We start from the raw sequence: 20,888 nt of genomic DNA, 5'->3' as shown, positions 1-20,888 counted from the left end.
ACGAACAAGCGCCGCAACAGGCTCTAGTTGTCACCTCGGCACGCCGCGGCAACTTCACTGCATATGCTCGTTAGCAAACCTCGCAGGCGCTCCGGTCCAACCCAAGTCAAACTTTCAGTCCAGCGTAGGCATTCGTAGGCAACTTCGCGAATGCTCTCGCAGTAAAAGCTAATTTCAATTTCCCCGCTTTCCAAAGTCTCCATCGTCTGGGTTGGGTGAAACTGATAGTTCGAAAGCTCGTATTCCATCCCCGCGCTGAAGCGCAGCACCCACTTTTCGGCGATACCATCATGAAACGCCCCGAATGAACGCGATACATATGCTTTAATATCAAAATCAGGCTCGGTTGCCGGTGAGCTGAGCAGTTTAAGATTTGATATCCCGGACAGAGCATAATTGCGCGTTGCTGAAGCGGACTCATCATGCGCAATGAGGTATGTCCTGGGGCCTACCGTCAGCGCATAAGGAGATACTATCTTTTGTGATGATTTGAGACCTCGAACATTTGTGTACCCAAAACTCACTTTACTACCAGTCGTAATTGCCTGCAGAAGGGCGGTCCTAACCAGCGGATCAAAGGATGCCTTTGGACCGGGCCGGTGAACAATTTTCACACTATCGTCTAAAACTTCCAAGTCTGGATCTAGGCGCACCATTGCAGAACGATCTAGACCTGCCTGAAGGGTCTGACGAAGTTCTTCGAGCATGTCCCCATAACTTGCATGCCCCTGTGCCTTCATGAACGCCGCAATTGCAGTTAAACTCGATAGCTGTTCTGCGGTAACTGGTGGAATGCGTGTACGCGGTGAAGGTAGGTACCAATGTTTTGCATTTGTATCTTCATCTACGTGATAGCTGAGATCCGGTTCGATGTCCTGCAGCGCGGCAAGATAGCGTTGCGTTGTGCGTTTTGTCCATTCCATCTGGGCCATAATTTCGGCCAAGGTCACACCAAACGCTTTTTCTGCAGCGAGTAATTGTATCAATCGCAGCATGTCTTTTGCAGGACGCTGCCGGTCAACTGAAGCCCTCTCAACCTTTATCATCACTTGCTTCTCCAAGAAGGCATGACCATTTATGGCACCCCTATCTGCTCTATTCAATCGCACGCAAAGAAAGGATCAACTTATCTTAAACCCTGATTTGTTGCGCAAATCAGCTTATGAACGGTGAGGTTCCCGCACAGTTTACGACGACAATGGCTGCCTGTACTCACGCCAACCTCCCGAAGACTATTGGCTGACAGAGGTTTTGAGGATAGCTATCGCATAGCTGTAGCGAGGCTTTAGCTGGTTAAAGGGAGCTTGGTAAGCGTGTTGCGAGTTTTGATCGGAGCGTCGGGATCGCAGTATATCGCCAGGCGACAAAGCCGCCAGACTTTAGCGTGTGAGACAGAGAAGTTTGCTGAACAAAAGGCAGGGTGAGCAGTGTTTGTAGGTATAATGCAGGATGATGGCACCACGCAGATCTGCGAGGCAAGTCCGGCTCCATCGTTTATTAACCCTCAAAAGATATTGCTTTTGGTCGGGAGCGACAGCATGGAGCGCATTGAGGCGTGCTTTGTGGCCGTTCGAGATATTCTTATGCTATCTCCCGAGGTGCCTCTAGCGCGTTTTCCGAAGGATAAAACCGCTCACTACGTTTACGCCTACTTCGCCGACGAGACGCCGCTGTCTTGGGAAAACTGCTTTTATGTGGGCAAGGGCCGCAATCTGCGCTGGGTCGATCACGTCAAGGCACGCACACCAGGAAAAGCAAAGCCCGCCTCAAGCTCGAAAGAGCGGATGATAGACACATGGGTTTCCGGTCTTGGGCTCAACTCTCCTGTAAAAAATACAGCTCTTGCTGAGATCGCAACCAACACGCTCGTTCATAAACTCGGGCAGTGGACAGGTCCTTATGCGGAACTGCAATCCTTTGCTGCAGAGTATTTTCTCATCACTTGCCAGCTCGGACCCTATGCGCTCTCCAACAAGACCCAAGGGAATTCCTTGGTGAGCCAGGTTCGTATCCTCGGAAAAAACGCAGGGCTAGTTATGCATAACCCAGCGCATCTACGTGTCTGGACGCGCGCCGTTACGCAGGTATTATCTGACCCTTTCGCCAAGATTATTTCCAATCGGATCGAGCCCGGACTGCATTTGCTGGCCAATGAGCCCTATCAAATTGCCCTTGAGAGTAATTTAGCAGGTATCGGCCTTTATCCTCAAGCGATGAGCTTGGCCAAGCGGACAGGACTAGATGAGACGCCAGCTCACTACAGCGTCGAGGGCGCTTCTGATCCCTGCCTGACCTTTTCAACGAACGACGATCGGCCCTACCGTTTACAACTGAAGCTCTCGATGCACAGCGACGATGTGATGCTGAATGTCCGCCCCAAGGTCGACGGTATAGCCGGGGCGCGCAGGTTTGAGGCCTATTTTGGTGATCTTAAGATCAAAGGCAAACCGCTCTCTGATTACTATTCTGGCAATTCTCCTATACGTCGGTCTGGCAGCGCGGATCCCTATTTCAAGCCCTTCGCCAAAGACGCGCTTGGAAAGTCAGATATAAAGTTCGCTATCGCGGGAACCTCTGACGCGCATGATGTGCGGGTCAATTGGTGTACGGATACTCTGTCTTCTAGCCTCCCTATTTGTCTCGAGGCATTTCTGAAGGCCTTTCCTGCGCCCGCTAATCTTAGCTTTGGCAACTCTGCCGCCGAACACTCGAGCCCGGGCTACCAATTGCGTTAGACATTACGATTTATCCAGCCGCGCATGGAGCGTGGTACCACCGGGTTCGTCTATAATAGCTTGGTGGACCGCGTCTGATTGGCCTCCTCATTTGGAGCGGTTCGCGCGTCTGAACCAATCGTAAGCGGTGCGCCAGCCCCGTGGTTTTGACTTGATGTGAGTAGAACGTCCTCCCCGCGTTGGGTGCGCGAGGTGCAATATTGCCTGCTTCCATGTCTGCGCCTGTACCAAATTCCCGATAAGACTTAACAACAGTCCCACCGCCGCGCTCAGCTGAGGAAAACGGGCGCGGCGACAGCCTGTCATGCGGCGGCGTAACTGCAGCGCGTTGGCCAGTCCTGCCCGCCATCATGCGAAACGCGCAGGCTGGATGAGGCGTGATGTAGATCTTGTTATGTGCGTGCCGTACGCATCCATCGAAATCCCAACATCAATATCACCATACAGGCCAGCAGCCCTCCAAGGTCACCGATAAAATATGCAGACGATGACCTGATGTCGGAGCCGTAGAAATAAGATGTCCCAGCCACATTGATGACAGATGCAAAGCTTCCGGCGAGCACGATTTCGCGCCATGATATCATCGTTGCCTGCTCTTGATGAAAATCCATCCCCAGCTTTGCAAAAATCCAGAAGGTCGATGTTGCGCAGAAAATTCCAAAAAGTGCGGCGAAAAAATAACCGCTTGAAAACCCTGCAGTGCCATACAGATACGCATGCGTCAGAAGGCCGCCGGGCGCCAGCAGCACCACTGCACGCCAGCCAAAGAGCCAAGCTGTCAGGACGCGGACACCGTGCGGGAGGAAAAGGATGCTGGCGTTGTTCGCCAGCTCCGGCAGCACCATACGCTGGACGGGCATCAGCACCGAAAATGTCACGGCAAAGGCCCCGACATACAAAAGTGACACAACAAATAGCGGCACCAACCAGCTCTCGATCACAGAAGACTGCACAGAGCCGTCCTAGCGTTTCACAAGGTAGCGGCCATCTTTGCGCTGCCCTTCTCTTACCATAAGGTCTTTGTCGACAAGTTCCTTGAGGGCCCGGTAGAAAGTTGGCCGTGACATGAGTGCGAGCATGGGGTGCCGTTTGACGGTGTCGCTGTGTACGACCTTGTTGTCATCTGCGGTCAGACAGGCCGCATAGAACACGTCTTTTTGAGGCTGAGGGAGCTTTTCAAGCCCGAACTCAACTTCCATTTGCCAAAGCATGTTGCGCAGCCCTGCAATTTTGTTGTTCAACGCGAGATGATCCATATTTTGAAAATGATGTTGGCCGTCACAAAGTCAAAGTAAGAATGCAAGTCAATTAATCCTCTGCTTGCCTTAAGTATCATACCGCTTTTGCGCAGAAAGTCCACGTATTCTCGTTGTTCCGATTTGTGCAACCCGTGCTGGCCAGGGTGAGACCTGCGCAGTGGATAGGTAATATCCCGTGGCAGGTCAGCATTACTCAGGCTGGTGACGTAAACCTAAGGCGTGCGTTGCGCCAAGGGGCAAGCGTTATGATGAATTACGGTCGCACGACATGCCATACTTGTTTCTGCTTTCTTTGATCTTTTAGGCCCCACACGGTTGTTCAGTAGAATTACGGCAAGTGACCCCGAACTGGATTATCGCGCGTTAAAGGCATGGTCAGGGGCAGTGCATTGCTGAGGGTTATGCTGTCAGCCCCGCGCCATGAGATTATCGACAAGCGCCCAAAATCAAAGAGCTGAGGTAAGGATATATCAGGTTGAGTGGACGTGAGGTAGCTCTGCCTATTTCGTTTCATCTAAAGCATAGAATAGTTAATTGCCATTGAGAATTGACCCGGCAACCGGAAACGACAGCTATCGCTTCAAGGCCAGCTCCGAGACGGCGAAAAGAAACGAAAGGAGACACCAGCATTGACGACATCATAATACGCAGAACATAATAACTGGGTGGTCAGATCTCGGTGACAATGTCGGGTCAATTCTCAGTGGTAATTAACAGCCTGTAAGGCTCTATGAGGCGCAGGTGTCGCGTTCATGGGCTTCTCTCTTGAAGCCAGTCGCGGTTTTTCTTGTGTTCGTATCAGTACTGTCTCGGCTTTGACGATCTCTCCCATGCCGGTGATCCTTTAGCTGAGGTTGCAGCCCGGCAGAGGACTGAGAGCTTTTATCAGGCTCTGAAAATAGTTACGTCCGCACACGTCCGCGACCTTTCAACAATACGCACTTGAGAAAAATGAAGTGAAATAGGGAGGTGAGTATTGTGTAAGGATGGTCCGGGTCGCGGACGATCGCGGACGGACGTAATCCGCCAAAGAAATGGGCCGGCGCATCGCACCAGCCCAAACCCTTACCCCGACAAGGGCGGTCGTCACCAGTCCTCAGGCGAACCGGATGACACTGACCCGCCAAGGTCGATCCCTTCATAGTGCCGCACCCGCATCACCCCTGCGCCCGGGCGGGTCACGGCAAGCCCATTGACAGCGGCCCGGAGGTCGCGCCCAAAACTCTGGACCGTGCCCGGTTCCTTTCTGCCATTGCTGGCGCACCAGGACTGCCAAGCCGCGAACATGTCATCCACTGCGCAGCGAAGGCCGGGGGCGACGGTGCAGCGTTCCTTCACAAACGCAGAAATCGGTGATCCGAGGGACTCCAGTTCCTCTACAGCTTGAATCGCGCTGTCAGGGGGCACGAAGTATCCGCGCTTGCGCAGCCTGAGATACCCAGCTTGTGACCAGTTCAGAATGCCCGGCAGTTCGGTCATCAGCCGATTTCCCAATCCCCGGTCCTCTTTACCATAGAATGAATTGTTCATGGGCAGCACAAGAAAGCGGGAGGCCAGTGCACCAGACGCATCCGAGAGGCGGGGCAGTTCATTGGACATGATAACGAACCGAACCCCCAGCCGCCCCGTCCAAGCGGTTAGGTGCTTCCGGTCGATTGTGATGCTGTCCTCACCCGAGATCGAGAGCAGGCGCTCAGCGATCGCTGACTGGTCAGCTTTCCTGCTCAGCCGCGCATCCCCTATGATCCCCACTGACTTCCCGATCAGCGGGGCCAATCCAAAGTTCGTGGCAAGGCTTGCCAGAGTGGGGGCAGTCACGCTGTCCCGTCCCAGTAGCGCCGTCAGCACGCGGGCGATGGTGCCCTTGCCGGATCGCTTTGGGCCGATGATCAGTGGGATTTTATGTTGCGAGGTGTCCGGTGACAGGAGGTATCCGAAGATGTCTTGCAGGGCCTCGATCGCCTGCACATCGTCCGGCCAGATCATCTTGAGGAATTTCAGCCACTCAACAGGCTCGGGCGCATCTGGATCAAACGCGACCGCCGAGGCGTTCAGGCAGAAGAAGCTTGGCGTCGGACTGGACAGCCGCCCGCTTGGCAGGTGCAACAGGCCATTCCGAACCGGTAGCAGTTCCTGCGGATCGGGGCGGTTCTTGCCGTCAATCAACCACGTCGGGGCCTCGACATGCCCTGGCAGGTTGCACACCGCCTTGAAGGCTTCTACCACGTTATCGACAGCCGTGCGGTTTGGCTGATACAGCAGCACCTCCCCTTCTTTTCCCAGCCGCCGCGCGGCATCAAGATACTTCCAGACATGCGCCTGCACACTGTCCCGATCGGCATCACGGAAGCAGGCCCCATTCCATCGCCAGAACGTGCCGCGATAGTGATGTATCGCGCGCAAACCCTTTGCCGTGTAGCAATCGGCCAGAAGTGCCCGGGCCGAGGGCATCGGATCGCGCGGATCGAGGATCGGGTGTCCACCGCTGTCACGCGGCACACCGCGGCGCCCGGTGTCAGGCAAGATGTCCGCATCGTCCTGGCCGCCGATCGGCGCGTCAGGAAGAAACGGGTGCTGATCCGGCTCAGGCCCTTCAGAGGGGCCAGCAGAGGCGTGATCCTGACCAAGATGCTCATCATCCTGCGCCGCCGCGCCTTTACGCCCACCAGCAGCCAGCTCTGTGGCACTTTTCGGCTTCCACGGTTTCACCGTCGCCCTCAGCCAATCGTCGATGTCTTTCTTTGTCCATCCGTCGCGCACCGCGTCAGCAGCGTCCCAGCCTTTCGGCAAAGGTTCGCCGGATTTCCAGTCCTCAAACCGGTAGGTCATGCTGCGCCCTCGCAAAGCCTATACTTGGCTTCTAGACGCTCGGCGTATTCCCACAGCCGGTGCAGATAGCCCAGCGCCAAGTTGAAATTTCGGGGCATGGAACGATCGCTGAGGAATGTAAAAACCTCTGTCCCGGCGGGGCGACAGTCGGTTTCTGGCAAGTCTTGACTCGCCAGAGCATTGAGATCGTCCCAGAAGACCAGCCACACGTCGGATAGGCCTTTGATGCCTGAGGACATATGGAGCGCCTCAGTCTCCGTAAGCCGCTTTGACAGCAGCAGATTGCAAAGTCGGCGAGAGACCTCCAGCAAGCCGGGGTGTAATTGTGTTTCGCTCATGGCGGAACCTTTCAGCGTGCTAAAACAGGTCAGTGATTGTTTTTCCATTACATTTGCGTGATGAAGTTCTGCCTCACGGTTCCTGCTTGGTTCTGTTCATGAAGGGCTGGGCGCTTTGCGTCCGGCTGGAGAGCATCAAGTGGCAGAGCTTGTTGACCGCATCGGGGCGCTCATTTTCGCAGAAATCCACTTATCGAGATCAGCGCGGGTATAAAGCGCCTTGTTGCCAAACCGCCGGTAGACCGGCCCACCGCCGACAGTTGCGAATTTCTGGAGGGTGTTCTTCGAGGTTTGAGCGCCCATGCTAGTGATATACTCAGCGGCTTCGGCGCGGGTCAGGTATGGTTTGTCAGTCATTGGTGAAATCCTCTCTGGTATCGCCAGAGAAAAGGTTGCACCGCGAATGGTTGTTTACTAAAATTAATCCTTCTGAGAAGTCTTAGATAACTTCTGACCCTCGGACAGCTTCACCACCTTGACGGTATCAGCCACGCTTCCAGTGATTGCGGCGGTGATACCAGCCGCAGCCTTCTCGGCCAGTGCTTGCCGCTTGTCGCGCGCCCAATGGACATATTTCTGGGACGTGGTGATGTCCCGGTGCCCGAGGGCAGACATGATCTCAGCCGCCTCAGCGCCGTTCATAGCCATCTGAGTGGCCAGCGAGTGCCGCAGCCCATGCAAGCCGATACCGGCAGGCAGGCCAGCAGCATCACGGATGATCCGCCAAGGCTTCGACAGGTCCAGCCGATCGCCGCCACGCGCAGGGGTGAACACCAGATCGTCCGGACCACCGGCAGGCTGACGGGCGATGATTGCGGACGCGAGGGCAGGGAGGCCGATGATACGCTCTTGCCCGGTCTTGCGGCCCGTCTTGTGGGCGTCCAGCGGCAGGGTGAGCGTCCCGCCCTTGAGGTCTACATGCCGCCATCGCAGGCCGATGATCTCGCCCTTGCGTGCGCCTGTCAGGGTGATCACCCGGATCGCGTCAGCGACTTCGAAGCGGACAAGCTTCTCACCTTCTTCCAGACTGTCAGGATCGGTCAGACGGTCCAGCACCCGCCAGAGGCGCGCATAGACTTCGGGATCGTCAAGGATCAGGTCGCGCTTGCCGTCTCGGCCAATATCGACCCCGGCAACCAGATCAGGGGTGACACTGGCGGGCAGCACCTTTGCCGCCTTGCCCCAAGACAAGATCGCGCGCAGCAGTCGGACGGCCATGCGCGCTGTGCCTTCGCCGCCCTTCACCAGTATGCGGCCCCGCTTGTTTTCGCTGGGCGCTTCCATCGCAGTCTTGCCCGCAACGATTTTGCTATGTGCCCTCTCGATGTCGCGGGGGGTCAGAGCTTCGAGAACGATCTTGCCTAGCAGAGGGCGAAGGTGCCCCTTGATCCGCCCACGATCAACGGCCTGCGTCGAAGTAGCTTTCTTTTTGAACCGTTCGCTCGACAGGTAGGCGTCCAGCAATTCCCCGACCGTCATAGCCTGTTTCGCGGCCCGCTTTTCTGCAATTGGTGATCGTCCATCCATCACATCCCGGCGCAGGAGTTCAGCGCGCTTTCTTGCCTCATCGGGCGTCATTGTGCCCACCTTGCCAATCGTGATGTTTCTCATGGAGGCATGCTTGTCCCGATAGTTGAACACATAGGAATGTGTCCCAGTAGGTCGCAGCACGATACCGAAGCCGGCAATTTTATCGTCCCAGATTATGTGGCGCTTGTCAGGCGTCTCGATCCTATCAATCAGTCGCTTAGCTATTCTTGGCATCTGCCTTTACCCCTTCCTGTAGTTCAGCGCTGGTTCAGCACCAGTTCAGCAGCGAGGGGTAAAAAATAGTAAATTACTCACCTCTCGCAATTACACGAAAGTAAGCATTATAAGTTATAAAACAAGGCTATAGTATGATCTGGTAAGTGTGATCATGCGCCTTACCCACGCACTCCGAAGGCAGAGGCCACAGGTTCGAATCCTGTCGGGTGCACCATTTCAGTACAGAACACAGACTTTCCCGCGCGGCTGGCACGGCTGTGATATCCAGCAGTGTGCCTGCAAAACCGCGCCTGTTGTCGCGTCTCATCGCGTCTGCCAGATCGTGGTTGCGCGATTGCGTCTTGCCTTGGGGCGGCTTTTACTTTGCCGACATGCAAGGGGGACCCATGGCACAAAGCGCTGGCGCATCAACCGACCCTGCAGGCCTGCGGGTGCTGGACCCGGTCTGGATCACCATGCGCGACGGGACACGCCTTGCGGCGCGCATCTGGATGCCGAAGACAGCCGCGCATAACGCTGCGCCAGCGGTGCTGGAATATCTGCCATATCGCCGGCGCGACGCCACCTTGCCCCGCGACGAGCTGACCCATAGCTGGCTGGCCCAGAACGGATATGTGGGCGTGCGCGTCGATATTCGTGGCAGCGGCGATTCCGACGGCCATATGAGCGATGAATATTCCGCAGCCGAGCTGGATGATGGTCTGCAAGTCATCGCATGGCTGGCCGCACAAAGCTGGTGCAACGGCGCGGTCGGCATGATCGGCATCAGCTGGGGCGGCTTTAATGCGCTGCAACTGGCGCAGCTGGCACCACCCGCCCTGAAAGCCGCTGTCGCGATCTGTTTCACCGATGACCGCTATGCCGATGACATCCATTACATGGGCGGCTGCCTGCTGACGGAAAACAAGGGCTGGTCGTCGCAGATGCTGGCCTATTCGGCGCGCCCGCCGGACCCTGAAATCCTGGGCGAAGCATGGCGTGACATCTGGCTGGACAGGCTGCGGACCCAGCCTTTGCATATCGAGACATGGCTGGCCCATCAGCGCCGGGATGCCTATTGGAAGCGCGGCTCTGTCTGCGAGGATTATGGCGGGGTGACGGCGGCCATTCTTGCCGTGGGCGGCTGGGCAGATGCCTATTCCAACGCGGTGCCGCGCACGATTGCGGGGCTGTCATCACCCGTTGCAGGGATCAATGGCCCTTGGGCGCATCGATATCCCAATGTGGCTTGGCCGGAACCGGCAATCGGGTTTCTGTCAGAGGTGAAAGCATGGTTTGACCATTGGCTGAAAGGCGAAGGCACCGCGCCCGACATGTCCTACCGGATGTTTGTCATGGAATCCGATCCGCCCGCGCGTCACATGCCGGCCCGCAACGGGCGCTGGATTGCCGAACAATCCTGGCCATCGCCCCGGATTGGAACCGAGATATTTTATCTGTCACAACACGGGCTTGGCGAGACACAGGGCGATGCACCCCTTTATGTCACGAACCCGCAGACCATCGGGCTGGCGGGGCAACGTTTCTGCCCCGGGATGCGCAGCCTTGATGAACTTGCCGATGACCAGCGCGCCGATGATGCGCAATGCCTGACGCTGGACACGTCCCCCTTTGTGACCGGCAAGGATATTGTCGGGGCGGCGCGGTTGAAACTGCGGCTGATAGCGGATCAGACCAGCGGTTTCGTCGTGGCGCGGCTTTGTGACCTCCGCCCGGATGGGTCGGTCGCCTTTATCACCATGGGGGTTATGAACCTGACCCATGATGACGGGCATGTCAGGGTGACGCCATTGATACCGGGCAGGCCCGTCGACGTGACGTTTTCGTTGAATGATATCGCCTATCGCTTACCGGCGGGACATTGCCTGCGGCTGTCCTTGTCAACGGCCTATTGGCCGATGATCTGGCCCTCTGCCGCGCCCTTGTCACTGCAATTGGACCCAACGGGCTGTGCCCTGACGCTTCCTGTCCGGCCCGATATCAACGAAGCCAGCCCGCAATTCGGCCCGCCTGAACAGATGCGCCAAGGCCGCTCGCATGTTTTGCGGGCCGCCGCGTATACCCGCCAGGCAGAGATCTTGCCCGATGGCACCCAAAGGCTGCAACTGATCACGGATGCGGGGCTGACGCGCCATGAAAGCACGGGCATTGAATCGGGCAAGGTGATCACCGAAATCTGGGACATCCATCCCGATGACCCGCTGACGGCCCGCCATGAAACCCGGTGGCGCTATACAATCGGCCGCGCCCATTGGCAGACCCGCACCGAGACGCGCACGGTCATGACCTGCGATGCGACGTCTTTCCATATCGCCGCATGCCTGCAGGCATATGAAGGCAAGGATTGCCTTGTCGCGCGCGACTGGCAGTTTTCTGTCCCGCGTGATGGAACCTAGATCGCAGATTGACGCAAAACAGAACGGCGGATCGGTCAACTGACGCGAACAGGCGCGATACAGCTTGCGCAATTGCTGCCGCCAGATACAACTTGCATATGCAAGACAATATTGCGCGCAATCTGAAGCTGCTGTGCAGCTATGCCCCCTCCATCGCCGATGTCTGTCGGGGGCTGGGTATCAACCGGCAACAATTCACCAAATATCTGAGCGGGACATCGCGCCCCTCGGCCCGCAATACCCGGCGGATTTGTGATTATTTCGGCGTCGATGAAGAAGAGCTGCTTTTGCCCCATGGCCGCTTTGCCGATCTTGTGTCCTTGCGCCCGCGTGCGCGGCATCTGCTGCGTGCGCTCGGGCCGGCGGCGACCCATATCGACCGGATGATCGTCGGGTCGGCAGATAGTCTGAAACCTTACTGCGGCTATTACTTTTATTACTATTACACCCCCAGCCGGCCGGGCATGATCCGCCGGTCGCTGTTGCGCATCGTTGAATATAAAGGCGTCTATTACACCCGCCTGTCCGAGCGGATCCAGCCCGAAGAAAGCCTTTTGGGACGCTCGCATTTCATCCGGTATATTGGCACCGCGCTGATGCTTGGGGGGCGGATCTTCATTATCGACCATAATGCCAATGCGTTGCGGTCGCTGTCGCAGACAATCCTGTTCCCGGCCGCGGCAGAGGTGCCCGCATACCTGACAGGTATGACGCTTGGGGTGCAGGGCCGCAGCGCCAGATCCCCTTTCGCGGCGCAGGTGTTTCTCGAATATCTGGGAAAGACCATCGATAAGCGCAAAAGCATGAAACAGACCGGCATTTTCGCCCCACAATGCCCGGCGCTGCCCCGGCATGTGGCGCGGATGCTGGCAGCGGGCGGCGAGGGGCAGCATATGCTGACCGCGCTAGAGCTGCCCGCCTGACGCGAGATGACGCAGCAAGCGCGTCAGACATAAGCAGTTTTCGCGGAATGCGTAGTTGCATGCAAACAGCCACGGGCAGCAGGATGGCACATCATCGTCGCAGAATGCGCGCAACCCACCGCGCTGTTCCACCACCGAAAGAGTTCATCATGAGTAACCAGAAAACCTTTTCGTTCGTACCGGACCCGACACGCCGACAGGTCTTTGCGGGGGCCGCAGCGCTCAGCGCCGCAGCCATGTTCCCGATTGCCGCCTGGGCAGATGGCAGCCGCTTGAATGTGCGGACCTATCTCGAACCTGATGATTATGATCCGCTGGATGCATCAGGATTTCTCGAAGAACTGCTATATGGCTGCATCTACCGCAAGTTGATCCAATATGTTCCGGGTCAGGAATGGGATTGGCAGCTTGATCTGGCGGAAAGCATGACGCAATCCAGCCCAACCACGATTACCTTCACCCTCAAAGAAGGGCAGATGTGGTCGGATGGATTTGGCGAGATCACGGCCGAGGATGTCAAATTCTCGATGGATCGCCATATGGTCGAGGCGAATAATTCCCGCATCAAACCCGATCTGGGCCCGTTTTCGCATGTCGAGGTGACAGGGCGTTATGCGGGCATTATCCATATGGACCGCCCCTTTGCGCCGATCTGGACCATCGCGCTGCCGTATCTGGCTGGCACCGTGATCTGCAAGGCAGCGGTCGAGGCTGCGGGCGGCAAGATCACTACAGCGGTGCCACCAGCGGTTTGCGGCCCTTACCGAGTCGTTGAACATCGCCTTGGCGAACGCTGGGTTCTGGAACGCAACCCCGATTTTTCTGGCGCGCCTGCCGCATTCGAACGGGTCGATCTGATCGTTGTTGTCGATGAATCTGCGGCTGAAATCGCCAAGGATGCCGGTGATGTGGATTTTACATCTATCGGGGCTGGCTCTGTCCAACGGCTGCGGGACAACCCGCCCATCGGGGCGCAGATGAATGTGCATCCGGCGCTGTTTTATCATTGGGTCGGGCTGAACATCCAGAATCCGAAATTCGAAGATATCCGGGTGCGTCAGGCGATCATGTATGCCATCGATGTGCCCTCGATCCTGCAAGCGGCCTTTTTTGATGTGGCCGAGGCGTCGACCGGGATCATTGCCCCCGGTCTGATCGGCCACCGGCCAGCGACATTGATCCCGCCACAAGCCGATTTTGCCCGCGCCCGCGCCTTGCTGGATGCGGCAGGCATTGACCGGCTGGCGCTGAATGTCGATGTGCTGAACAACGTCACCCATACGACCACAGCGCAGGTGATGCAGGCCATGATGGCGCAGGCGGGGATTGATCTGAACATCACTGTCCACGAATCCGGATCCTTCTGGAGCCTGGGCGTCGCTGCCGATGGCGACCGCTGGAAAGATCTTGAACTGACGATCAAGCGCTTTTCGATGACGCCGGACCCCTATTATGCCACCGCATGGTTTGTGTCTGACCAGATCGGCGACTGGAACTGGGAACAATTTTCCAATGCGGAATTCGACCAGCTGCATGACGCGGCGCTGTCCGAAGGCGATCCGGCCCGGCGTGACGAGATGTATCGTCATATGCAGGATCTGATGGAGCAATCGGGCGGCTATCGGTTCCTGACGCATGGCGTGACCGCCAATCTTTTTGCCGACAGCATTGTGCCAGCCACCCGCCCCGATGGTCAGCCGCTGTTGCAATTCTTCCGCCGCGCGTGACCCTGTGAAAACATGCCCTGCCGTGACCAAGGCGGGGCATGTCGTTTTGTCGGAAGGGGACGATATGCTGCAATATGCCTTTCAGCGTGTTCTACTGGCGCTGGCCATCATCTTTGTGGCCATATCGGCCTTATACACGATCATGATCACCCTGCCGGGCGATCCCACGACGATCTTGCTGGGGCCACGGGCCACCCCGGAATTACGCGCCGCGTTTCGCGCGAATATGGGGCTGGATGATCCGGTTCTGGTGCAGATCGTCAATTTCTGGGGGCGTATTCTTGGCGGCGATATGGGGACGGATTACAACCGCAACCGCCCCGTTGCCGAAGCTGTGTTCAACGCTTTGCCGCATACGATGGCCTTGGTCTTTTGCGCGATTTTCTGGTCGGCCGCGCTGGGTATCATGCTTGGCGCATTTTCGGCAGATAACCGCAACAGCTGGCTAGACAGGATCAGCGGCATCTTGTCGGTGGGCTTTATTGCGGCGCCGTCATTTGTTGTCGCGCTTTATTCCTTGTTGCTATTTGGCGTGATCCTGCGCTGGTTTCCGACCATCGGTGCGGGCGAGTCCGGCGATCTGGGCAGCCGGCTTTTTCATCTGGCGCTGCCCTCTTTTGCCATCGGGCTGGCATGGGTGGGCTATATCGCGCGGATCGTGCGCGCCGCGATGCTAGAGACATTGGGCGAAAACTATATCCGCACGGCGCGCGCTTTCGGTCTGCCGCGCCGCATGGTGATTTATCAATATGCGCTGCGCGTGGCGATCCTGCCCGCGGTGCAGGTTCTGGGCGTCGGCATTGGCGGCATGTTATCCAGCGCGGTCTTTGCGGAAATCGTGTTTTCGCGTCCGGGTATCGGGTCACTGATCTATGAAAGCGTGTCAGGGCGCAATTACCCTGTCGTGATGGGGGCCATGCTGGTCGCCATCGGCTTTTTTGTCACCTGCGCGCTGATCGCGGATCTGGTCAATGCCGCACTTGACCCCAGGCAAAGGGTCACATGATGGGGTCTTTCAGACATAGCTTGCCGGGGCGGCTGCTGGCCGAACCGATGGCCGTTTTCGCCATGATCATCATCGTAGCGTTGATCTTGGTGGCGCTATGCGCCGATGTGATCTCGCCGCATGATTACAGCGCGATGAACCTTGCTGACCGCTTTGCGCCGCCATCGTCGCGCTATTGGCTGGGCACGGATAATCTGGGGCGCGATACGTTCTCTCGTTTGGCGCAGGGCAGCCGGATCGCGCTTTATGTGGCGCTGGTGGCGGTCAGCATATCCAGCGTGATCGGGCTGACATTGGGGATGATTGCGGGGTTTGGGCCGCGCTGGCTGGACAATATGCTGCTGTTCGTTTTCGACACGCTGCGCGCCTATCCGACCATCATTCTGGCGCTTGCGCTGGCGGCGCTGCTGCCGCGAGGTCTGTCCACGGTGATCATCGTCGTCGTCATCACGTCGTTTTCCGAATATGCGCGGGTGGTGCGCACGCAGACATTAACGCTGAAAAATGCCGAATTCATTCTGGCGGAACATGCGATGGGCGCATCATCGGCGCGGATCATCTTTCATCATGTGCTTCCGAATGTTCTGGGGCCATTCTTCATTCTTGCCGCGATGAATTTGCCCGTCGTCATCACCATCGAAGCGGGGATGAGCTTTCTGGGCATCGGCGTGCCACCGGGCACGCCTAGCTGGGGCGCCACGCTGAAAGACGGTTTTGATTTCATCCGCACAACGCCCTGGATCATCGTTGCAGGCGGGCTGCCGGTCATTCTGGTCACCCTTGGCTTTACCTTTCTGGGCGAGGCACTGCGCGACCAGCTTGATCCCAAATTGAGGAAGTCACGATGACCGATACCCTGAATGTCGCAGGACTGACGGTCCATTACGCCACCCAGCAAGGCGCGGTGCAGGCCTTGCGCGATGTCGCGCTGAATGTCGCGCCGGGCCAGATTGTCGGCATTGTCGGTGAATCGGGCTGCGGCAAGTCCACCTTGATCAATGCGCTGCTGCAGCTGATGCCGCAAAACGCCCGTATCGCCGCCGGTACGATCCGGCTGGAAGGCGAAGACCTGGTCGGCGCCTCTCGGCGGCGGTTGCGGGACCTGCGCGGCCGTGACATTTCAGTGGTTTTTCAAGATCCGATGACATCGCTGAACCCGGTTCTGACAATCGGTCGCCAGATGCTGGACATCCAATACCGCGCAAGGCGCAGCCGCGCCGAAAAACTGCGCTGTGCGACAGAAACGCTGGCCCGTGTCGGGCTGCCGGACCCCAAAGCCAAGCTTGCGGCCTATCCGCATCAGCTTTCTGGTGGCCAGCGCCAGCGCGTGGCCATCGCGATGGCCGTTTTGATGCGCCCCAAATTGCTGATCGCGGATGAACCGACCACGGCGCTGGATGCCACGCTAGAGGTGCAGATCATCGCCTTGCTGAAAGAATTGCAGCGCGATATCGGCTGTGCGATCCTTTTTATCTCTCATCATCTGGGGGTGATTGCGGAACTGTGCGACAATGTGGTGGTCATGTATGCCGGCGAGGCGGTCGAGGAAGGACCGGTGACCGCAGTCTTTGCGCATCCCAGCCATCCCTATACGGCCAAGCTGATCGAATGCGATCCCGGCCGGATGAAAACCAAGGTCGCGGTTTTGCCCGCTATTCAGGGCGATCTGCCGGATCTGACCGCGCCCCCAGAGGGCTGTATTTTCCGCGACCGCTGCGACAAGGCCAAAGATCTGTGCCGCATAAGACCCGCACCGATGGCAATCAATGGCGCGCATTGGGCGCGCTGTCATTTCGCGACAGAGGCGTTGCGATGACCGCCCCGATCCTGACGCTGCGCGATGTGATGGTCACATTTCCATCCTTGCGCGGGCTAAAGGCCATGATGGCCCCGCGCGATGCGCGCAATGTCCAGGCGCTGAACGGGATATCGCTTGATGTGCAGCGCGGCGAAACCCTGGCCATCGTGGGCGAATCCGGTTCTGGCAAGACAACATTGGCGCGCGCGATAAACGGATTGGTGCCCTTGGCGGCGGGTGAGATCTGTTTCAACGACATCGCATTGCATCAAAGACCCGATTGGCAGGCCGTCCGCAGACAGATGGCGATGATGTTCCAAGATCCCGTGGGATCACTCAGCCCGCGCAAAACGGTGCGCGAATTGGTGCTGGAACCCTTCGCCATTCACCGGCAGGATGTCGGGAACCCCATCGCAACGGCGCAAAGGTTGCTGGAAGGCGCGGGTTTGAACGCAGATTTCCTTGATCGCTATCCGCATCAACTTTCGGGTGGTCAGGCGCGGCGCGTGGGTGTCGCGCGGGCGCTTGCATTGCAACCGGCGATCGTGCTGGCGGATGAACCGACCGCTGGGCTGGATGTCTCGGTGCAGGGCGAAATTCTGAACCTGCTGAACGGGATCAAGGCCGAACATGGGCTGACCACCGTCATCATCACCCATAATCTGAATATCCTGCGCCATATCGCGGATCGGATCGCGGTCATGTATCTGGGGCGGATTGTTGAAATTGGGCCGGTGGCGCAGATCATGGAAAAGCCCCGCCATCCCTATACGGCGGCGCTGATGTCAGCCAATCCCGAACCAGACCCGACAACGCGGCGCCAGCGCATCGTTCTGCAGGGGGAAACTCCGGCCTTGACGGCACGGCCGCGGGGCTGCGAATTTCACCCGCGCTGCCCGGCTGTGCGCGCGGATTGCAGCAGCCGTGTTCCGCAACTGACCACCAAGGGGACATCTGCGGTGTCTTGTCATTATCCAATCCAAGTGGGCTTATGAGCTACGGCATTTATGTTGGGCGCAATCACAGCGCAGATGGTCACGCCTGGCTGGCCGGATATGGCGATGAGCCGTCCAGCCATTGGTTGGAAATCGCGCCGCGCGCGCAACATCCAGCAGGGGCAAGTATCGCGGTTGGCGTCTCGGCAAATGCGGATCTGCCGGGCTTGCGCAGCACGATCCCGCAGGTGCCACAGACCTTGCGGCATCTGCGTGTCAGCTACAGCTATTATCTTGGCGTCCCGGCCCCGATCACCAATGGCGGCTTGAATGAACACGGGGTTGCTGTGCGCGATATCTGGTCAAGCTCGCGCAAGGAATTGATCGAGATGACCCCGCCCGACCAATGCGGGCCGAATTATTCCGATCTGGCGCGGCTGGTCCTGGAACGCGCGCGCAATGCCCGTGAAGGCGTGGATCTGATCGCGATGCTGATCGCCGAACATGGTTATTCCTGCTATGGCGGCAATTCCCATATCATCGCAGACCCCGAAGAGGCCTGGGTGGTGATCGAATTCAGTGGCGCGCGCAAGCTCTGGGTCGCTGAAAGGCTGGGGCCGGACAGTATCCGCGCCAGCAGGCCGGGTTATATCGGGATCGTGCCGGATTGCCCGAGTGATGATTTTCTGTTTCCCGATCATTTTATCAGCTTTGCGATTGATCAGGGCTGGTATGATCCCGCGCAAGGGCCATTCGATGTGAATGCGGTCTATGGCGATGGCAAAGGCCGCTGGGAGGGGGTAGCCTGGGTCGAGGACGCCATGCGCCAACGCGCCGCCCGCCCGGAAAAAATTGGGCTTCACGATATGATCTGGGCGATTGCGACAGAACGCCTGACCGGGGATACCGCCGGCTATGGCCAGGTCGTCCCGCTGGTCCATCCCAGCCATGATGCTTTGCGCGTCATGTGGCATGCGCCAGTGGGGGCTGTCACGGCGCCGCTTGTGCCTGTTTTCATGGGGATGACCGAGATTCCGCTGGAATATGGCATGCACCGCTATCTGACCACCGGCGAAAGCGCGCGTTTTCTGGACCCGCGCCATGCGGGGCAAAACGCCGATACGATCAGCCATGTGCCACAAGGTGCCGAAGTCACGCAATCTGCCGTCGCAGTTTACAAGCGCCTCATGCATCTGGCCTTTCAAATGCCAGAGCCATTGCTTGGTGAAACTTATGCCCATTGGCGCAGAGCAGAGCGGTTTTTTGAAATCGAATTGCGAGATGTCACAAAAACAGCAGAGATTTTGCTGGCCCAAAACGAAGACCGGCTGGCGCGACGTTTGTTGACGCTCCAATCATCACTCTGGCTGCAAAATGCTCTTCAAGAGGCGTTGATTTTGGCCGATGCCGCCGAGAAACGTGTGCGCAATAACGGCGCGCTGAATCTAAGCGCTCTGCCAATGAAGCCCGTGCAAATCTGGTGAAAACCGGATCAATCATCCGGCATGGCGGGCTGTGCCGCGCAAGCCAGATTGCACCATATTGCGGTCACTTTTCGACGGTGATCGTGCCGGTGATGATCGTGGTCGCAGCGCTTGGCTGTGGCAGGATCAGCGTGACATTGCCATAGATCCCCGCCGCATCGCTGCCGACAAATTGCCCGCCATGGCCACCGCCCGTGACGGTGGTGGCCGTGCCGTCCACCGCGAAAGACCCCGCAACCATGCCGCTGCCATAGCGATTGGCCGTGATATCTGCGGCTTGCAAGGTGACGTGCCCGGGCAGGGCGCTGCCATCCGCGCCTTGGAAATCCGCGATATGGCCGCTGACCTGATTGGTGGTGAAATTGGCCGTCAAAACGGCGCGCCCGGTGATCGCTGGCAGCGTGCGGGCCACCACCAGATCGCTTCCATTGCTTTGGAACGTGGTTTCCCGCGCATCTGTCGCAAAGGCAGCCGCACCTTGATAGGTGACCGTGCCATTCTGGGGCATCTGGCTGGCGGATGTCTGTCGCAAGACGAAATCATGGTCGTAATAGCTGTTCAGGAACCGCGTTTCGACATTGACCAAGGCGTTAAACGATCCCGCTGGTGCGGGGCTCAGATAGGCCGGGGCGCCGATCACGGCAGCGCCGCCCATACAGCCAGGTAGCAGCGCAAACAGCGCGGCAGAAACAAAACACCAGCGACTCATCACAAAAACCCTAAACCGGCCATGCCGCTGCATGACCGCTTTGGTCTAGACCGGCGATGGACCGGCTGGCAAGGCTATTCCCATTCAATCGTGCCGGGGGGTTTGCTGGTGATATCATAGGTCACGCGGTAGATGCCCGTCACAGCCAGGGTGGGCACCGGCAGGATCACGACGAAAGCCTGCCAGAGGTCATCTTTGCCATTATTGATGCAAACAAAACGCCGCCCCGAGACAGGGCGGCGTTTTGGGTGGGTCAGCGTCCGACGAACACGGTGCCGTTGATCAGTTGCTCCCCGCCTTCGGCGCGCGGGGCAAAGAATCCGATTGTGCCCTCGATCCCGCTTGCGTCTGGTCCGAGGAACCGTCCTGAATGCTGCACGCCGGTGATCGTTTGTGCTGTGCCATTCACCGGATAGGTACCACTCAGGGTGGTGCGGGCATAGGTATTGCCGGTGATGGGGGCGGCGTTCAAGGTCAGTGACCCCGGCAGGGCTGTGTTCGCGGAATCGCGGAATTGATCGATGGTGCCGCTGACAGTGCCGTTTGCGAAATCGGCCACCATCGTGGCACGCGCGGCAATTTGTGGAGCAGGCCGGCGGATCGTGGTATTATTGTTGGTGGTGATAACGGTGGTGGTGCGGTTTCTTGTCGGAAAAGCGGCCATGCCGGCATAGGTGACGCTGCCCAGCGTTGGCATTTCTGCGACCCGTGTTCGGATTTGATTGCCGTTCACGTTATAAAAACGGTTCAGCACGGTCGCTTCTGTATTGCGCAAACCGTCGTACGACCCTTCGGCCGCTAGCGGGATCAGCGTGGGCTGTGGGCTGTTTGGCACAGCAACACCGCCGCCGCCACCGCCGCCACATGCGGCAAGTCCGATGAGTGTGGTGAGAGTTAAAACAAATTTTACTGACATTGGCACATTCCTAAAGTTGAAAAGCTTAAGAAGATTCTCTCTTAAGCTGTAAAACGATAGCAATCA

General features: G+C 57.8%; 18 protein-coding genes and 1 pseudogene. 9 read left to right on the top strand and 10 right to left on the bottom strand.

What is annotated here, in order from left to right:
* Positions 1–23: 23 nt before the first annotated feature.
* Entirely contained in the window at positions 24–1,046 is a 1,023-nt protein-coding gene (locus LOKVESSMR4R_RS07730; RefSeq protein ID WP_157898160.1) for a helix-turn-helix transcriptional regulator, read from the bottom strand.
* A gap of 396 nt (positions 1,047–1,442) precedes the next feature.
* Between LOKVESSMR4R_RS07730 and LOKVESSMR4R_RS07725 the strand changes: the two genes are divergently transcribed.
* A complete protein-coding gene (locus tag LOKVESSMR4R_RS07725) occupies positions 1,443–2,735 on the top strand; it encodes a hypothetical protein (RefSeq protein ID WP_087207218.1) in 1,293 nt (430 codons plus the stop codon).
* Between the two features lie 392 nt (positions 2,736–3,127).
* Here the strand turns inward: LOKVESSMR4R_RS07725 and LOKVESSMR4R_RS07720 are convergent, their stop codons facing one another.
* The 6 genes from LOKVESSMR4R_RS07720 to LOKVESSMR4R_RS07695 form a co-directional block, all read right to left on the bottom strand.
* Positions 3,128–3,688, bottom strand: a complete 561-nt coding sequence (locus LOKVESSMR4R_RS07720) for a hypothetical protein (RefSeq protein WP_157898159.1) — start codon at positions 3,686–3,688, stop codon at positions 3,128–3,130.
* Between the two features lie 9 nt (positions 3,689–3,697).
* Entirely contained in the window at positions 3,698–3,976 is a 279-nt protein-coding gene (locus LOKVESSMR4R_RS07715) for a hypothetical protein (protein WP_237331934.1), read from the bottom strand.
* 1,104 nt (positions 3,977–5,080) lie between these two features.
* The gene (locus tag LOKVESSMR4R_RS07710) at positions 5,081–6,445 is read right to left on the bottom strand and encodes a DNA primase family protein (protein WP_420645910.1); all 1,365 of its coding nucleotides are present in this window, start codon (positions 6,443–6,445) and stop codon (positions 5,081–5,083) included.
* Positions 6,446–6,819: 374 nt separating this feature from the next.
* Positions 6,820–7,161 (bottom strand): hypothetical protein, encoded by a 342-nt coding sequence (locus LOKVESSMR4R_RS07705; protein ID WP_087207211.1) that lies wholly within the window; start codon positions 7,159–7,161, stop codon positions 6,820–6,822.
* Between the two features lie 135 nt (positions 7,162–7,296).
* Complete coding sequence (locus LOKVESSMR4R_RS07700; protein WP_087207209.1) at positions 7,297–7,518, bottom strand: helix-turn-helix domain-containing protein; 222 nt, start codon at positions 7,516–7,518, stop codon at positions 7,297–7,299.
* Between the two features lie 63 nt (positions 7,519–7,581).
* Entirely contained in the window at positions 7,582–8,925 is a 1,344-nt protein-coding gene (locus LOKVESSMR4R_RS07695; RefSeq protein ID WP_087207207.1) for a site-specific integrase, read from the bottom strand.
* Between the two features lie 389 nt (positions 8,926–9,314).
* Here LOKVESSMR4R_RS07695 and LOKVESSMR4R_RS07690 point away from each other — a divergent pair, with 389 nt between their 5' ends.
* The 8 genes from LOKVESSMR4R_RS07690 to LOKVESSMR4R_RS07655 all read left to right on the top strand — a co-directional run bounded on the left by LOKVESSMR4R_RS07690 (position 9,315) and on the right by LOKVESSMR4R_RS07655 (position 19,197).
* Complete coding sequence (locus LOKVESSMR4R_RS07690; protein ID WP_157898158.1) at positions 9,315–11,324, top strand: CocE/NonD family hydrolase; 2,010 nt, start codon at positions 9,315–9,317, stop codon at positions 11,322–11,324.
* A gap of 98 nt (positions 11,325–11,422) precedes the next feature.
* The gene (locus LOKVESSMR4R_RS07685; protein ID WP_087207202.1) at positions 11,423–12,247 is read left to right on the top strand and encodes a helix-turn-helix domain-containing protein; all 825 of its coding nucleotides are present in this window, start codon (positions 11,423–11,425) and stop codon (positions 12,245–12,247) included.
* A 149-nt stretch (positions 12,248–12,396) separates the two neighbouring features.
* On the top strand, positions 12,397–13,974 hold the full coding sequence (locus tag LOKVESSMR4R_RS07680) for an ABC transporter substrate-binding protein (RefSeq protein WP_157898157.1): 1,578 nt from the start codon (positions 12,397–12,399) through the stop codon (positions 13,972–13,974).
* A gap of 64 nt (positions 13,975–14,038) precedes the next feature.
* Positions 14,039–14,980 carry an ABC transporter permease gene (locus tag LOKVESSMR4R_RS07675; RefSeq protein WP_087212832.1) on the top strand — a complete coding sequence of 314 codons (942 nt, stop codon included), beginning with the start codon at positions 14,039–14,041 and terminating at the stop codon, positions 14,978–14,980.
* A complete protein-coding gene (locus LOKVESSMR4R_RS07670) occupies positions 14,977–15,828 on the top strand; it encodes an ABC transporter permease (RefSeq protein WP_087207198.1) in 852 nt (283 codons plus the stop codon). Before LOKVESSMR4R_RS07675 ends, LOKVESSMR4R_RS07670 begins: the two co-directional genes overlap by 4 nt.
* Positions 15,825–16,796, top strand: a complete 972-nt coding sequence (locus LOKVESSMR4R_RS07665) for an ABC transporter ATP-binding protein (protein ID WP_087207196.1) — start codon at positions 15,825–15,827, stop codon at positions 16,794–16,796. The genes LOKVESSMR4R_RS07670 and LOKVESSMR4R_RS07665 overlap by 4 nt, the downstream gene beginning before the upstream one ends.
* Positions 16,715–17,773: an oligopeptide/dipeptide ABC transporter ATP-binding protein gene (locus tag LOKVESSMR4R_RS07660; RefSeq protein ID WP_237331933.1), complete on the top strand. Its 1,059-nt coding sequence runs from the start codon at positions 16,715–16,717 to the stop codon at positions 17,771–17,773. The genes LOKVESSMR4R_RS07665 and LOKVESSMR4R_RS07660 overlap by 82 nt, the downstream gene beginning before the upstream one ends.
* Positions 17,770–19,197, top strand: a complete 1,428-nt coding sequence (locus LOKVESSMR4R_RS07655) for a C69 family dipeptidase (RefSeq protein ID WP_087207192.1) — start codon at positions 17,770–17,772, stop codon at positions 19,195–19,197. Before LOKVESSMR4R_RS07660 ends, LOKVESSMR4R_RS07655 begins: the two co-directional genes overlap by 4 nt.
* A 64-nt stretch (positions 19,198–19,261) precedes the next feature.
* Here LOKVESSMR4R_RS07655 and LOKVESSMR4R_RS07650 read toward each other — a convergent pair whose 3' ends face one another.
* The 3 genes and pseudogenes from LOKVESSMR4R_RS07650 to LOKVESSMR4R_RS20110 form a co-directional block, all read right to left on the bottom strand.
* Positions 19,262–19,906, bottom strand: coding sequence for a transferrin-binding protein-like solute binding protein (locus LOKVESSMR4R_RS07650; protein ID WP_087207190.1), 645 nt, complete (start codon positions 19,904–19,906; stop codon positions 19,262–19,264).
* A gap of 74 nt (positions 19,907–19,980) precedes the next feature.
* A pseudogene (locus LOKVESSMR4R_RS20115) lies at positions 19,981–20,100 on the bottom strand (hypothetical protein); the annotation flags it as partial.
* 59 nt (positions 20,101–20,159) lie between these two features.
* A complete protein-coding gene (locus LOKVESSMR4R_RS20110) occupies positions 20,160–20,885 on the bottom strand; it encodes a transferrin-binding protein-like solute binding protein (protein WP_157898155.1) in 726 nt (241 codons plus the stop codon).
* Positions 20,886–20,888 lie beyond the last annotated feature (3 nt).

The organism is Yoonia vestfoldensis (assembly GCF_002158905.1).
Classification (GTDB): Bacteria; Pseudomonadota; Alphaproteobacteria; order Rhodobacterales; family Rhodobacteraceae; genus Yoonia; species Yoonia vestfoldensis_B.
The sequence above is the reverse complement of the archived record's forward strand: the minus strand, read 5'-3'. Positions and strand labels throughout refer to the sequence as shown.

Excerpts from the sequence above, each read along its gene's own strand:
- LOKVESSMR4R_RS07730 (WP_157898160.1), bottom strand. The coding sequence starts at position 1,046 with ATGATAAAGGTTGAGAGGGCTTCAGTTGACCGGCAGCGTCCTGCAAAA.
- LOKVESSMR4R_RS07725 (WP_087207218.1), top strand. The coding sequence starts at position 1,443 with ATGCAGGATGATGGCACCACGCAGATCTGCGAGGCAAGTCCGGCTCCA.
- LOKVESSMR4R_RS07710 (WP_420645910.1), bottom strand. The coding sequence starts at position 6,445 with ATGCCCTCGGCCCGGGCACTTCTGGCCGATTGCTACACGGCAAAGGGT.
- LOKVESSMR4R_RS07705 (WP_087207211.1), bottom strand. The coding sequence starts at position 7,161 with ATGAGCGAAACACAATTACACCCCGGCTTGCTGGAGGTCTCTCGCCGA.
- LOKVESSMR4R_RS07700 (WP_087207209.1), bottom strand. The coding sequence starts at position 7,518 with ATGACTGACAAACCATACCTGACCCGCGCCGAAGCCGCTGAGTATATC.
- LOKVESSMR4R_RS07695 (WP_087207207.1), bottom strand. The coding sequence starts at position 8,925 with ATGCCAAGAATAGCTAAGCGACTGATTGATAGGATCGAGACGCCTGAC.
- LOKVESSMR4R_RS07690 (WP_157898158.1), top strand. The coding sequence starts at position 9,315 with ATGGCACAAAGCGCTGGCGCATCAACCGACCCTGCAGGCCTGCGGGTG.
- LOKVESSMR4R_RS07685 (WP_087207202.1), top strand. The coding sequence starts at position 11,423 with ATGCAAGACAATATTGCGCGCAATCTGAAGCTGCTGTGCAGCTATGCC.
- LOKVESSMR4R_RS07680 (WP_157898157.1), top strand. The coding sequence starts at position 12,397 with ATGAGTAACCAGAAAACCTTTTCGTTCGTACCGGACCCGACACGCCGA.
- LOKVESSMR4R_RS07675 (WP_087212832.1), top strand. The coding sequence starts at position 14,039 with ATGCTGCAATATGCCTTTCAGCGTGTTCTACTGGCGCTGGCCATCATC.
- LOKVESSMR4R_RS07670 (WP_087207198.1), top strand. The coding sequence starts at position 14,977 with ATGATGGGGTCTTTCAGACATAGCTTGCCGGGGCGGCTGCTGGCCGAA.
- LOKVESSMR4R_RS07665 (WP_087207196.1), top strand. The coding sequence starts at position 15,825 with ATGACCGATACCCTGAATGTCGCAGGACTGACGGTCCATTACGCCACC.
- LOKVESSMR4R_RS07655 (WP_087207192.1), top strand. The coding sequence starts at position 17,770 with ATGAGCTACGGCATTTATGTTGGGCGCAATCACAGCGCAGATGGTCAC.
- LOKVESSMR4R_RS07650 (WP_087207190.1), bottom strand. The coding sequence starts at position 19,906 with ATGAGTCGCTGGTGTTTTGTTTCTGCCGCGCTGTTTGCGCTGCTACCT.